Annotated in this window: 1 protein-coding gene and 1 pseudogene; both read right to left on the bottom strand. The window is 72.5% G+C overall.

The window, feature by feature from the left end; genetic code table 11:
• Nucleotides 1-9: 9 nt before the first annotated feature.
• Entirely contained in the window at nt 10-11,406 is an 11,397-nt protein-coding gene (locus tag ND450_RS07835) for a type I polyketide synthase (RefSeq protein WP_253325492.1), read from the bottom strand.
• Nucleotides 11,403-15,998, bottom strand: a pseudogene (locus tag ND450_RS07830) (type I polyketide synthase); the annotation flags it as partial. The pseudogene ND450_RS07830 and the gene ND450_RS07835, both read right to left, overlap by 4 nt.
• Nucleotides 15,999-16,019: the final 21 nt, after the last annotated feature.

Below are 16,019 nucleotides of genomic sequence, written 5' to 3'. Positions count from 1 at the left end.
GGATCGAACTCAGTCGAGACCGAGTTCCTTGTCGATCAGGGCGAACATCTCGTCGTCGGTCGCGTCCGCGAGGACCAGCGCCTGGTCGTCGTGCGGCTCGGTGCCGCCGAGGAGCACGCGCTGCAGGTCGGTCAGGCGCCGGAGCAGGCTCTCCCTGTCCTCATCGGACAGACGCGGTGCCGCGCTTTCCAGCCGTGCGAGGAGTGGTTCGATCGCGGGCTCGGCCGCGGCGTCCACCGCGGCTCGCAGGTGCCCGGCGAGGACGGCGGGCGCCGGGTGGTCGAAGACCAGCGTGCTGGGCAGCCTGATCCCGGTGTCGGCCGCGAGCAGGTTGCGCAGCTCGACCGCGGTCAGCGACGTGATCCCCAGTTCGAGGAAGCCCCGGTGCGGTTCGACCTGGTCGGCCGAGTCGAGACCGAGCACCGTCGCGACGTGACCGGACACGAGCCGGAGCACCAGCTCGTCCTGTGCGCGCGGGTCGAGCCCTGCCAGCCGTTCGGCCAGCGAGGGACCCGCGGTCCGGTGCTCGTCCGCGGTCCGCGGCACGGCGGGGACGAGGTCGCGCAGCACCGCGGGCACGTCCGCGCCCACCAGGACTCTCGTGTCCAGCGGTGCGGGCACCACCAGTGCGTCCGGCATCTCCGATCCGATGTCGAACAACTCCAGCGCCTGCTCGGTGTGCAACGCGACGGCTCCGCTGCGCCGGAGCCGGGCGAGGCCCGCTTCGGTCAGGTCGCCGCTGATGCCGCTGCGCTCGGCCCACAGGCCCCACGCGAGCGACGTCGCCGCGAGTCCCCTGGCACGGCGGTGCTGCGCCACCGCGTCCAGGAACGTGTTGGCCGCCGCGTAGTTGGCCTGCCCCTGGGCGCCGAGTACCCCCGCCGCCGAGGAGAACAGGACGAACAACGCGAGATCGAGGTGCTCGGTCAGCTCGTGCAGGAACCACGCCGAATCGGCCTTGGCCCGCAGCACCCGGTCCACCTGCTCCGCGGTCAGCGCGCCGACCACGCCGTCGTCCACGACGCCCGCGGCGTGCACGACACCGGTGAGCGGGTGTTCGGAGGGGATGTCGGCGAGCAGACGGGCCACCGCCTCCCGGTCGGCCATGTCGCAGGCGACGACGTGGGCTTCCGCCCCCAGTTCGGCCAGTTCGGCGCACAGCCGCCGCGCGTCGGGCGCCTCAGGGCCCCGCCTGCTGGTCAGCAGCAGCCGGCGAACGCCCCGCCTGGTCACCAGGTGGCGTGCGACCAGGCCGCCCAGTGTGCCCGTGCCGCCGGTGACGAGGACGGTGCCGGACAGGTCGTCGCGGCACCCGGTCACCACCGGGGCGTCGTGGACGCGGGACAGGCGCGGAACGGAGACGACGCCTTCGCGGATCGCGAGCTGCGACTCGTCCGCGGCGAACGCGGCGCCGACCGCGGCGCGCAGGACGGCCTCGGACCGGTCGTCACCGTCCAGGTCGACCAGAAGGAGCCGGCCGGGGTGTTCGGACTGGGCGGACCGGACCAGTCCCCACACACCCGCGGCGGCGATCCCGGTCACGTCCTCGGCCGGACCGGCCGCCACGGCCCCGGTGGTCACGACGACCAGGCGGGCGCCGTCCTGGCGGTCGGCGGCGAGCAGGTCCTCGACCGCCGCGAGCACCTGGCGCACGGAGTCGTGGACTCCGGCGACGACGTCGGTTCCGATGGACGGCCGGAAGAACTCCACGTCCCGGCCCGCCTCGGCCGCCCCGGTGGACAGGGGAACCCAGCGCAGCCGGAGCAGGCTGTCGTGCCCAGCCGTCTCGGTGGAGGACGCGAGCCACAGCCGCTGGTGCTGGAAGGCGTAGGTGGGCAGGTCCACCCGCCGCCCGGTGGGCACGACCCGCCGCCAGTCCACAGGTGCCCCGGCGACGTGCGCCCTGGCCGCCGCGGCCAGGACGGCGGTCTCCTCGTCGCGGTCACCGCGCAACACCGGCACCACGGTCGCGTCGTCCGCCAGCGCCGCCAGCGCGCTGCCCGGCCCCACCTCCAGCAGCAGCGTCGCGCCGGCTTCGGTCACCGCCCGCAGCCCGTCGGCGAACCGCACGGTCTCGCGCACGTGCCGCACCCAGTACTCCGGTGAGCACAGTTCGTCCGACACCAGACCACCGGTCAGGTTCGACACGACGGGCAGGGACGGCCGGCCGAACCGCAGGCCCGCCACGACCTCGGCGAAGTCGTCCAGCACCGGCTCCACGAGTGGTGAGTGGAAGGCGTGGGACACCCGCAGCCTCGTCGTCCTGCGTCCCTGGAAACGGGCGGCCACCGCGAGGACGTCGTCCTCCGGCCCGGCCACCACGACCGACGAACGGGAGTTGACCGCGGCGATCGCCACCGTGGCCGGGAGCACCGCGAGGACCTCGGCCTCGGTCGCCGCGATCGCGACCATCGCACCGCCCGGCGGGAGCGCCTGCATCAGTCTCGCCCTGGTCTCGACGAGCAGGCAGGCGTCGGGCAGGGAGAAGACCCCGGCGACGTGTGCCGCGGCGATCTCGCCGACGGAGTGACCGCCGACGAAACCGGGCACGATCCCCCACGACTCGAGGAGCCGGCACAGCGCGACCTCGACCGCGAACAGCGCGGGCTGGGCGTTCCCCGTCCGGTTCAGCTCGTCCGCGTCCGATCCCCACATCCGCTCCCGCAACCCGGCCGGGAGGTACCCCAGGACCTCGTCCAGGGCGTCGGAGAACACGGGGAACCGCGCGGCGAGGTCCCGGCCCATCCCCAGGCGCTGCGAGCCCTGCCCGGAGAACAGGAAGGCCGGGACCTGCTTCCCGGCGACGCCCCTGGCCACCTCGCTGACACCCGTCGCGGTCGCGAGCAGCACCGCCCGGTGGTCGAACTCCGACCTGGCCAGCAACGACCAGCCGACGTCCCCGCGCGGGGCGTCGACCTCGCGCAGGCGGCCGATCTGGGCCGTCAGCGCCGTTTCCGACTTCGCGGACACGACCCACGGCACGACAGGCCGGTCCGGGGAGTCCTGGCCGGCGGACGGCCCGGGCTCCTCGATGATGACGTGCGCGTTGGTGCCGCTGATCCCGAACGAGGAGATCCCGGCGCGCCGCGGCCTGCCCCCGGTCTCCCAGGGCGTGTTCTCCGACAGCAGCCGCACCGCGCCCGCCGACCAGTCCACGTGGGACGAAGGAGGGTCCGCGTGCAGGGTGGCCGGCAGGACGCCGTGCCGCATCGCCATGATCATCTTGATCACGCCGGCGACACCGGCGGCGGCCTGGGTGTGCCCGAGGTTGGACTTGATCGCGCCCAGCAGCAGCGGCCGGTCCCGGTCCTGCCCGTAGACGCCGACGAGCGCCTGCGCCTCGATCGGATCGCCGAGAGTCGTGCCGGTGCCGTGCGCCTCCACCGCGTCGACCTCGGACGGCGACAGCCCGGCACCGGCCAGCGCCCGGCGGATCACGCGTTGCTGCGAAGGCCCGTTCGGCGCGGTCAGGCCGTTGCTCGCGCCGTCCTGGTTGACCGCGCTGCCGCGCAGCACCGCCAGGACCGGGTGCCCGTTGCGTTCGGCGTCCGACAACCGCTCGACGACGAGGACGCCCACGCCCTCCGACCAGCCCGTGCCGTCCGCCCGGTCGGAGAACGGCTTGCACCGGCCGTCGGGTGCCAACCCTCCCTGCCGGGTGAACTCGACGAACGCGTCCGGTGTGGACATCACCGTGACGCCACCGGCCAGGGCGAGGGAGCACTCCCCCGAGCGCAGCGCCTGGGCGGCGAGGTGCAGCGCGACGAGCGACGACGAGCAGGCGGTGTCGATCGTCATCGCCGGCCCCTCGAACCCGAACGTGTAGGACACCCTGCCGGACAGGACGCTGGCCGCCAGCCCGGTTCCCGCCATCCCGCCGACGTCCTCGGACGCGTTCTCCACGAGGGTCGAGTAGTCCTGGCCGTTCGTGCCGACGAAGACACCGGTCTGGCTGCCCCGCACCGACTCCGGGTCGATCCCGGCGTGTTCGAGCGCCTCCCACGACGTCTCCAGCAGCAGCCGCTGCTGCGGGTCCATCACCTGCGCCTCGCGCGGCGAGATCCCGAAGAATCCCGCGTCGAACCCGGCGATGTCGTGCAGGAACCCACCTGACGCCGTCGCACTCAGACCCGGCTCCACCCGCCAGCCACGATCCGCGGGGAAGTCACCGATCGCGTCCTCACCGGAGACGACGAGCTGCCACAGCTCCTCGGCCGAGCCGACGCCGCCGGGGTACCGGCACGCCATTCCCACGACGACGACCGGGTCCCCCTCCACGCGGGCGACCGCCTCCACGGGCGCCTGTTGTGCCGACGCGGCCCCGAACAGCTCCTCCACCAGGTACTCGGCGAGCACCTCCGCCGTCGGGTGGTCGAAGGCGAGGGTGGTGGGCAGGGGCAGCCCGGTCGCGGCGACCAGCCTTCCGCGCAGGTCCACGGCCGTCAGCGAGTCGAACCCGAGGTCGCGGAACGCCCTGCCGGGCGGGACCTCGGCGGCGTCGCCGCGGCCGAGGGCGGCCGACGCGGTCGTGCGCACCAGGTCCAGCACGGCCTGCCGCCGCTCCTGTTCGGGCAGACCGGCCAGGGTGCGCCGCAGTCCGGCGTCCTGGCCGCTGACGTCGACCGCCAGTGCCGCGGCGACCTCCGGCAACTCGGCCAGCAACGGGCTGGGCCGTGCGGCGGTGTAGCCGGGCACGAACCGCGCCCAGTCCATGTTGGACACGGTCACGGCGGTGTCGCCGGCCTCGATCGCCCGGCGCAGCGCGGTGAGCCCGGCGTCGGGCCGGATCGGCAGCACGCCGCGCTTGCGCAGGTGGTCCCCCACCTCGGGATCGGCCGCCATGCCCGCTTCCGCCCACGCGCCCCAGGAGACCGCCGTCGCGGGCAGGCCCCGGCCCCTGCGGTACTCCGCGAGTCCGTCGAGGTAGGCGTTCGCCGCCGCGTACCCGGACTGCCCGCCGGTGCCCCAGATGCCCGCGATGGAGGAGAACAGCACGAACGCGTCCAGCTCCGCGTCCTCGGTGAGCTCGTGCAGCCACCGGGCCGACGTCACCTTCGCGCGGATCTCCCCGTCGAGGTCGGCCGGTGTCAGCGACTCCACCCCGGCGTTGCCCGCCACCACACCCGCGGCGTGGAACACGGCGGTCAGCGGCACGTCGGCAGGGACGGCGGCGAGGACGCCGGAGACCGCGTCCCGGTCGGCGGCGTCGCAGGCGACGACGGTCACCCGTGCGCCCAGGGCCTCCAGTTCCGCGCGGAGTTCGTCCGCACCAGGCGCCGCGGGGCCGCGCCGCGACATCAGCACCAGGTGCTCGACGCCGTCGCGCGCGAGCCACCGTGCGACGAACGCGCCCAGGCCACCGGTGCCGCCCGTGATGAGCGCGGTCCCGCGCGGCCGCCAGTCGCCGCCCGCGGTGATCGGTGCCCGGACCAACCGTCGGCCGAAGACGCCGGTGGGCCGCACGGCGACCTGGTCCTCGCTTCCGGCGAGCACCGACCGGAGGCCCGCGACTACCCGCTCGTCGATCTCGGCGGGCAGGTCGACCAGTCCGCCCCACGTCGCGGGACGCTCCAGCGCCACCACCCGGCCGAGACCCCAGACCATCGACAGCCCGGCGTCGGCGACCAGCTCGTCCCCGTCCACGGCGACCGCACCCCGCGTCACGCACCACATCCGCGCGTCGAGATCGGCGGCGAGCACGGCCTGGGTGAGCAGCAGCACCGACTCGACCGTGTGCGGGAAGATCAGCACACCGGCGTAGGAGCGCGACGGGTCGATCGGGTCGCCCTGGACCTGGAGGTCGACGTCGTCGCCGAGCACGTCGGTCACCCAGTCCGCGTCACCACCCTCGGACATGATCACCAGCCACCGACCCGGTGACACCTCGGCGTTCGTGGTGGGCACCGGGAGCCAGTCGACGCGGTAACGCCAGGAGTCCACGTCCACTACGTGGTCGATCTCGGGCCAGAAGCGTTCGTGTTCGAAGGGGTAGGTGGGCAGGTCCACCAGCCGGCCCGCGGGGACCACCTGGCGCCAGTCGACATCCACACCCCGCACGTGCAGCTCGCCGAGCGCGGTCAGCAGCGAGGTCTCCTCGTCGCGGTTCCTGCGCAACGCCGCAACCGCCGGGCGTTCGTCGACCAGGCCGGTCAGCACGCCGTCCGGTCCCAGCTCCAGGAACGCCGTCGCACCCGCGTCCGTCAACGCCCGCAGGCCGTCGGCGAAGCGCACTGCCTCCCGCACGTGCCGGACCCAGTACTCCGGCGAGCACACCTCGTCGGTGACCAGAGCACCGGTCACGTTCGACACCAACGGCATAAACGGCGCACGGAACGACAAGCCCTGCAACGCCTGAGCGAACTCGGCCAGCATCGGCTCCATCAACGGCGAGTGGAAAGCATGGGACACCTTCAACCCCGACGTCTTCCGATCTTCGAACCGGGCCGCGATCTCCAGCACCGCCGCCTCGTCGCCCGCGACCACCACCGAATCGGCCCGGTTCACCGCCGCGATCGAGACACCCTCACTCAGCAGGGGAAGGACTTCGGCCTCGGTCGCAGCGATGGCGACCATCGCCCCACCCGCAGGCAACGCCTCCATCAACCCAGCGCGCGCCCGCACCAACGTGCAGGCATCGTCCAGCGACAACACCCCGGCGACGTGTGCGGCCGCCACCTCACCGATCGAATGCCCCGCCACGAAATCCGGCGCGACACCCCACGACTCCACCAGGCGGAACAACGCCACCTCAACCGCGAACAACGCAGGCTGAGCAAAACCCGTGCGATTCAACAACTCCTGATCCGAACCCCACATCACGTCCCGAAGCCCCGGCTCCAGGCGGTCCAGCACCTCGTCGAACGCCGCAGCGAACACCGGGAACCGCCCGTACAGGTCGCGGCCCATCCCCACCCGCTGCGAACCCTGCCCAGAGAACAAGAACGCCACCGACTGTTCGGCTACCACGCCACGGGCAACCTCGATGACGCCGTCGTCGGTCGCCAGCAGAACCGCGCGGTTCTCGAAGGCGGTCCTGGCCGCGAGCGACCAGGCGATGTCGGTCCGGAGAGCGTCGACCGAGCGGACGCGCTCGATCTGCGCCGCCAGTGCCGCTGCGGACTTCGCCGACACCGGCCACGGCACGACGGCCGGATCGACCGTTTCCGGTTCGACCGGTGCGGCGACGTGCTCCACGATCACGTGCGCGTTCGTGCCGCTGACACCGAACGACGACACGGCCGCGCGCCGGGGGCGCCCGGTCTCCGGCCACGCGGTCTGCTCGGTCACCAGCTCGATCGAGCCGGTCGACCAGTCCACCGCGGAGGACGGCGCGATCACGTGCAGCGTCTTCGGCACGACACCGTGACGCATGGCCTGCACCATCTTGATCAGTCCCGCGACGCCCGCCGCCGCCTGGCTGTGACCGATGTTCGACTTGATCGAGCCCAGCAGCAGGGGGCGTTCGCGTTCCTGCCCGTAGGTCCGCAGCAAAGCGTGCGCTTCGATGGGATCACCGAGCGTCGTGCCGGTTCCGTGAGCCTCGACGACGTCCACGTCGGACGACCTGAGCCGTGCGTCCGCCAACGCCTGGCGGATGACCCGGCGCTGGGCCGGACCGCTGGGAGCCGTCAGCCCGTTCGACGCGCCGTCGGAGTTCACGGCCGAGCCGCGCAGCAGCGCCAGCACGTGGTGACCGTGGCGCCGGGCGTCGGAGAGCCTTTCCAGCAGCACCATCCCGACGCCCTCGGACCACGCGACACCGTCCGCGTCGTCGGAGAACGACTTGCTGCGCCCGTCCGGTGCGAGACCGCCCTGCAGCGAGAACCCGACGAAGGCGTCCGAAGTGGACATCAGGTTGACACCGCCGGCCAGCGCCAGCGAGCACTCGCCCCGGCGCAGTGCATGAGCCGCCCAGTGCAGTGCCACGAGCGACGACGAGCAAGCGGTGTCGACCGTGACAGCCGGGCCCTCGAGCCCCAGGGTGTAGGCCACCCGCCCGGACATCACGCTGGCCGCGAGCCCCGTGCCCGCATGGCCGAGGACGTCGTCGTCCGCGGTGAGCACCAGGTTCGCGTAGTCCTGTCCGTTGGTGCCGACGAAGACACCGCTCTGGCTGCCGCGCAGCGAGGCCGGGTCGATCCCGGCTCGCTCGACCGCCTCCCAGCACACCTCCAGCACCAGTCGCTGCTGAGGATCCATCGCCAGCGCCTCGCGCGGCGAGATGCCGAAGAAGCGGGCGTCGAACCCGGCTATGTCCGCGAGGAAGCCACCGGATCCGGTCACGCTGTGCCCGGAACCCCCTCCTGACAGGGCGTCGAGGTCCCAGCCGCGGTCGGAGGGGAACCGGCTGATCCCGTCGGCACCGTCCGCCACCAGCTGCCACAGGTCCTCCGGCGAGGAGATGCCGCCGGGGTACCGGCACGCCATCCCCACGATGGCGATCGGATCGTCGGCCGACACCGCCCGCAGTGCGTGCGGCCGGTCGATGTCCGTGTCCTGGCCGAGCATCGCCGACGCGAGGTGGGCCGCGAGGGAACTGGGCGTGGGGTGGTCGAAGACCGCGGTGGCGGCCAACTCCACCCCGGTCGTCGCGGCCAGGCGGCGCCTCAGTTCCACCGCCATGAGCGAGTCGAACCCCAGGTCTCCGAACGCCCTGTTCGTCGCGACGCGATCGGAGCTGGTGTGTCCCAGCACAGCCGCGGTCTCGGCGCGCACCACCTTCGTCATGGCCTTGGTCCGCTCGGCGATGCTTCCCGACAGGACGAGGTCCTCCGCGCTCACCTGGGCGGGGGTCGCGGCCGGTGTTCCCGTCGGCCAGAACCGTTCCCGCTGGAAGGCGTAGGTCGGCAGGTCGAGCAGACGTCCGGCGGGAACGATGCCGCGCCAGTCCACGTCCACACCGTTCACGTACAGGCGCCCCAGCGCCGTCAGCAGCGAGGTCTCCTCGTCGCGGTCCCTGCGCAACGCAGGCACGGCAACGCCGTCCTCGACCAGACCGGTCAGCACACCGTCCGGCCCCAGCTCCAGGAACGCCGTCACCCCGGCACTGGACAGCGCGTGCAAGCCATCGGCGAAGCGCACCGCCTCCCGCACGTGCCGCACCCAGTACTCCGGATCGCACACCTCATCGGTCACGAGCTCGCCGGTCACGTTCGACACCAACGGAATACGAGGCTCCGCGAACGACAAACCCTGCAACGCCCGAGCGAACTCGGCCAGCATCGGCTCCATCAACGGCGAGTGGAACGCATGAGACGCCCGCAAGCGAGTGGTCTTGCGATCCGCGAACCTGGCCGCGATCTTCAGCACCGCCGCCTCATCACCCGCAACGACAACGGAAGCCGGGCCGTTCACCGCAGCAATGGACACACCCTCGCCCAGCAACGGCAGAACCTCGGCCTCGGTCGCCGCAATGGCAACCATCGCCCCACCCGACGGCAACGCCTCCATCAACCCAGCGCGCGCCCGCACCAACGTGCACGCGTCATCCAAAGACAACACCCCGGCGACATGCGCCGCCGCCACCTCACCGATCGAATGCCCCGCCACGAAATCCGGCGCGACACCCCACGACTCCACCAACCGGAACAACGCCACCTCAACCGCGAACAACGCAGGCTGAGCGAATCCCGTGCGGTTCAACAGTTCCTGATCCGAACCCCACATCACCTCACGCACAGCGGGATCCAGCCGATCCAACACCTCGTCCAACGCCTCAGCGAACACCGGGAAACGCCCGTACAGGCCCCGGCCCATCCCCAGCCGCTGCGACCCCTGACCCGAGAACAGGAACGCCAGCTCGTGCTCCCCGGCCACACCACGCGCGACCTCGGCGACCCCGTCCTCCGAGGCGAGCAACACCGACCGGTGCTCGAAAACCGAACGGCTCAGCAGAGTCCATCCCACGTCCGCACGGTCTTCCGTCCGGGAACGCAGGCGGTCCACCTGGGTGGCCAACGCCGGCTCCGACGTCGCCGACACCACCCAGGGCACCACCGGCACCTCCGCCGGCTCGTGGTCCGCCGGTGCGGGGCCCTGTTCCAGGATCACGTGCGCGTTCGTGCCACTCACACCGAACGCGGACACGGCGGCCCGCCTCGGACGGTCCACCTCCGGCCACTCCGAGGGTCCGGTGAGCAGTTCGACCGCGCCCGCCGACCAGTCCACGTGCGAGGAGGGCTGGTCGAGGTGCAGGCTCTGCGGCGCCACGCCGTGCCGCAGGGCCTGGACCATCTTGATCACACCGGCGAGACCGGACGCCGCCTGCGTGTGGCCGATGTTCGACTTCATCGACCCGACCAGGACCGGGCGTTCGCGCTCCTGGCCGTAGGTGGCGAGCAGGGCCTGCGCCTCGATCGGATCACCGAGGGTCGTCCCGGTGCCGTGCGCCTCGACGACGTCCACATCGGACGGTGTGAGTCCCGCGCGCTTCAGGGCACTGCGGATCACCCGCTGCTGCGAGGGTCCGTTCGGCGCCGACAGGCCGTTCGAAGCCCCGTCCTGGTTCACCGCCGAGCCCCGCACCAGGGCGAGGACGCGGTGCCCGTTGCGTTCGGCGTCGGACAGGCGCTCCAGCACCAGCATCGCGGCGCCCTCCGCCCACCCCGTGCCGTCGGCGGTCTCGGAGAAGGACTTGCAGCGCCCGTCCGGCGCGAGGCCGCCCTGACGGGAGAACTCCACGAACACACCCGGCGTGGCGAGCACTGCCACACCACCGACCAGTGCGAGGTCGCACTCGCCCTGCCGCAGCGACTGGCCCGCCCAGTGCAGGGCGACCAGAGAGGAGGAACAGGCGGTGTCCACGGTGACTGCGGGGCCTTCGAGCCCCAGCTGGTAGGACAACCGGCCCGACACCACCGCCATCGAGCCGCCGGTGAGGTTGTAGCCCTCGGTGCCGTCCGACGCGGCGTCGTAGTCACCCGCCGACGCCCCGACGAACACTCCGGTCTGGCTCCCGGCCAGCGAGGCGGGGTCGATGCCGGCGTGTTCGAGCGCCTCCCAGCAGACCTCCAGCGAGATCCGCTGCTGGGGGTCCATCGCCAGGGCCTCGCGCGGGGCGATCCCGAAGAACTCCGCGTCGAAGCCCGCCACGTCGCCGAGGAAGCCGCCGGAGCCGGTGATGCTCTGGCCAGGTCCCGTGCCGATCAGTCCGGCGAGGTCCCAGCCGCGGTCCTGCGGGAACCCGGAGATGGCGTCCCTGCCGTCGCGGACGAGGTCCCACAGGTCCTCGGGTGACTCGACCCCTCCGGGCAGCCTGCACGCCATCCCGACGACGGCCAGCGGCTCGACCCTGGCGGCCACGAGCCGCTGGTTCTGCCGGCGCAGCCGGTCGTTCTCCTTGAGCTGGGCCCTGAGTGCCTCGACGAAGTCCGCCGCGGGCTGGTTCATCGCGCTCTCCACGGTCATCCTTCGCTCGTGATGGTCCCGGCGGCGAGCCGCAGCAAGCTCGCGGCGTCCAGGTCGTCGAGGGACTCCGACCCCTCGGGCTGCGGCTCGGGCGCCGCGGTGTCACCGGAGGCGAGTCCCAGCACGAGGTCCAGCAGGCCTGCTTCGCGATAGCGCTCGACCGGGATGCTCGCCAGGACCTTGCGGAGGCGCGTCTCCTCGTCGTCCTCGCCCGTCTCGGCGGGAAGGTCCGGGAGCAGCGCGGACCGCAGGTGCCGTGCGAGCGCCACGGGTGTCGGGTGGTCGAAGACGAGCGTGGACGGCAGAGCGAGACCGGTGGCGGCGACGAGCCTGTTGCGGAGATCGACCGCGGTCAGGGAGTCGAAGCCCAGCTGCCGGAACGCCTTGCCCGCCGGGACGGCGTCCGCCGACCGGTGACCGATCGCGGCCGCGGCGTGGGTGCGGGTGAGGTCGAGCAGGAGGGACAGGCGCTCCTGCTCGTCGATCCCCTCGAGCCGGTGCCGCAACGCGGTTCCCGCCTGCACACCGCCCTGCACGGCGTCCGCGATCGACAGCGCCGCGACGGCCTCCGGGATCGAGGAGAGCAACGGGCTCGGCCTGCCCGCGGTGAACGCGGGCGCGAAGAGCTCCCAGTCGAGGCCTGCCACGGTGATCGCCGTGTCGTCGTGGTCCAGCGCTGTGCGCAGGGCGGCCAAGGCCGTTTCCGGGTTCATGGGGGTCACACCGCGTCGCCACAGCTGCGCCGCGTCGGCGGCGGCCCCCACCTCCGCCCAGGCCCCCCACGACACCGAGGTCGCCGTAAGCCCTTCGGAGCGGCGGTACTCGGCGAGCCCATCCAGGTAGGCGTTCGCGGCGGCGTAGGCGCCCTGACCCGCGCCGCCCCAGATCCCCGCGCCGGACGCGAACAGCACGAACGCGTCGAGCTCCAGATCGCGGGTCAGCTCGTGCAGGTGTGCGGCGGCGACCATCTTCGCGTGCAGCACCGGGTACAGCTCCGCCGCGGTCAGCTCGGCCAGCTCGCGGTGGTCCACGACGCCCGCGGCGTGGAAGACCGCCGTCAGCGGGCGGCCGGCGGGGATCCCGGCCAGCACCTCATCGAGTTGCGCCCGGTCGCTCGCGTCACAGGCCACGACGGAGACGCCCACCCCGAGCCCGGTCAGCTCCTCGGCGAGCTCCGCCGCTCCGGGAGCGTCCGGACCGCGCCGCGACACCAGCAGGAGGTGGTGCGTTCCTTCGCGGGCCAGCCGGCGTGCGAGCACAGCGCCGATGCCGCCGGTGCCGCCCGTGACCAGGACCGTGCCGCGAGGCCGCCAGGAACGCACCGCGTCCGCGGACACGGGCGCGTGCACCAGTCTGCGCCCGAACACACCGGACTCCCGCACCGCGACCTGGTCCTCGGTACCGCTCGCCGCCAGCACCCCCGCGAGGGCGGCGGCGGACTTCGCGTCGAGTTCGGCGGGCAGGTCGACGAGGCCGCCCCACCACCTCGGGTACTCGAGCGCCGCCACCCTGCCGATGCCCCACACAGCGGCCTGGCCGGGGTCGTCCACCCGGTCGCCGTCACCGACGGACACCGCGCCGCGCGTCGCGCACCACAGCGGTACCTCGAGCCCGGCGCCTGCGAGCGCCTGCACCAGGTCCAGCGTCGATTCGACCGTCGCCTCCAGCGACAGCACTCCCGCCGGTGGCTCCGAGACCGAGCGTGCCGCGACTTCCGACCGCGCGACGACGTCCAGGGACATCACGGTCCTCAAGGCCTCCACCACGGAGTGCGCCCAGGGATCGTCCTCACCGGCGACGGCGAGCCAGGTGCCCTGCTGCACCGCGGTCCTGACCTCGGGCAGCCGCGTCCACGTCACCCGGTACCGCCAGGAGTCCACCGTGGATGCCGTGGTCCGCCTGCTCCGCCAGGACGACAACGCCGGGAGCACGCCCTCCAGCACGGCCTCGTCCACGCCGAGCTCGTCGGCCAGCGAGGCGACGTCCGCCTCCTCCACCGCCGACCAGAACCCGGCGTCGGCCGCGTCTCCCGCTGGAGCCGGCTTCGGCGACGGCCAGAACCGCTCGTGCTGGAAGGGATAGGTCGGCAGTTCGGAAGGAGGTCCGGCGGGCAGAACCTGCCGCCAGTCCACGGCCACGCCGCGCACGAACGCCTCGGCCAGCGATGTCAGCACCCTGGTCGGGGAGTCGTCGTCGCGGCGCAGCGTGCCCAGCACGACCGCCGGTGCGCCACAGGCTTCGACGGTGTCCTGGATGCCCGGCGTGAGGACGGGGTGCGGGCTGCATTCGACGAAGACGCCGTGGCCCTGCTCGACCAGACTCCGGACGGCGTCGTGCAGCCGCACCGTGTTGCGCAGGTTGTCGTACCAGTAGCCGCTGTCCAGTGTGGACGGATCAACCCAGTCACCTGTCACCGTGGACAGCCACGGCACGTCACCGTCGCGCGCGGTCACCCCGGCCAGTGCCGCACGCAGTTCATCCTCGAGAAGCTCGACGTGGGACGAGTGGGACGCGTAGTCCACCGGGATACGCTTGACCCTGATCCCGTCACGCTCGCACGAGGCCACGAAGTCGTCCACCATGCCGGAGACCACGACGCTCGCCGGACCGTTGACCGCCGCGATCGACACGTCCACGGCCCGCGCCAGCACGGCGTCGACCCCTGCCGCCGCCGAGGCCATGCCGCCCTTGCCGGACAGCACCCGCGCGATCAGCCGGCTGCGCGTGGCCACGATCCGGGCGCCGTCCTCCAGCGACAGCACTCCCGCGACGCACGCCGCCGCGATCTCACCCTGCGAATGGCCCAGCACGGCGGAGGGCACGACGCCGTAGGAGCGCCACAACGCCGCCAGAGACACCATCACGGCCCACGAGACGGGCTGCACGACGTCCACCTGGTCCAGATCCGCACCGGAACGCACCACGTCCAGCAGGGACCAGTCCACGTGCGGGCTCAACGCGGCGGCGCACTCCTGCATGCGCTCGCGGAACGCCGCGGAGGTCTCCAGGAGCCCGCGGCCCATGCCCGGCCACTGCGCGCCCTGGCCGGGGAACACCAGCACGAGCCCGCCGTCCACCGCGACTCCGCGGGCCGCTTCGGACACGCCGTCCTCGGTGGCGAGCAGCACGACCCGGTGCTCGAACGCGGAGCGGTCCAGCAGGGACCGGCCCACCGCGGTGCGCGAAGCGTCCACCGAACACACGGCCTCGACCTGTGCCGCCAACGCCGCATCCGACCTCGCGGACACCACCCACGGCACCAGGGGGATCTCCGGCGGGGCCGGCTCGGCGCGCTCCGGCGCCTGTTCCAGGACGAGGTGCGCGTTGGTGCCGCTGATGCCGAAGGACGAGACAGCGGCCCTGCGCGGCCGGTCGGAGGTGGTCCACTCCGTGTTCCCGGTCAGCAGTTCGACGGCGCCCCCCGTCCAGTCCACGTGCGAGGACGGCTCGTCCACGTGCAACGTCCTCGGCAGTACACCGTGCCGCAACGCCTGCACCATCTTGATCACGCCCGCGACACCCGCCGCCGCCTGCGTGTGACCGATGTTGGACTTGACGGATCCCAGCAGCAGCGGACGATCGCGGTCCTGGCCGTAGGTCGCCAGCAGAGCCTGTGCCTCGATCGGATCACCGAGCGTCGTCCCTGTGCCGTGCGCCTCCACTGCGTCCACATCGGACGCGATCAGTCCGGCCGCCTCCAGCGCCTTGCGGATGACCCGCTGCTGGGACGGACCGTTCGGCGCCGACAACCCGTTCGACGCACCGTCCTGGTTCACCGCGGAACCCCGGATGACCGCCAGCACCCGGTGCCCGTGGCGCTCCGCGTCCGACAAGCGCTCCAGCAGGAGCACGCCGACGCCCTCGGACATCCCGGTACCGTCGGCGGCCTCGGCGAACGCCTTGCAGCGCCCGTCCGGTGACAACCCGCCCTGGCGAGAGAACTCGGCGAAGACGAACGAGTCGGTGAGCACGGTGATCCCGCCGGCCAAGGCGAGCGAGCACTCCTGCGTGCGCAGTGCCTGAGCAGCGAGGTGGATCGCCACGAGAGAGGACGAGCACGCCGTGTCCAGCGTGACCGCCGGCCCTTCCAGTCCGAGGGTGTAGGACACCCGACCGGAGATGACGCTGGCCGCGCTTCCGGTCAGGACGAGTCCGTCGGAGGCCTCGGACAGCAGGTCGGAGTAGCTGCTGCTGCTCCCCGCCGTTCCGACGTACACACCGGTACGACTGCCCTTCAAGGACAGCGGATCGATCCCGGCGCTCTCGATCGCCTCCCACGCGTTCTCCAGCAGTAGCCGCTGCTGTGGGTCCATGGCCAGCGCTTCTCGAGGGGAGATCCCGAAGAACCCCGCGTCGAAGCCGGCCAGATCGGACAGGAACCCGCCGAACCCGGCCGCGTCGGGGCCCCAGCCGCGGTCGGTGGGGAACCCGGAGATCGCATCCCCACCGGACACCACGAGGTCCCAGAGCGCGTCGGCGGAACGGACGTCACCCGGATAACGGCAGGCCATTCCGACCACGGCGATCGGTTCGTGCCTGCCGGATTCCAGTTCGGCCAGCCGCTGGCGGGTCTGGTGCAGATCGGCGGTGACTCGCTTCAGGTACGCGACGAG

Origin of the sequence: Lentzea sp. HUAS12 (genome assembly GCF_024125735.1) — a bacterium.
Classification (GTDB): domain Bacteria; phylum Actinomycetota; class Actinomycetes; order Mycobacteriales; family Pseudonocardiaceae; genus Lentzea; species Lentzea albida.
Note: the sequence above shows the minus strand (reverse complement) of the source record. Positions and strands in the feature narration are given on the sequence as shown.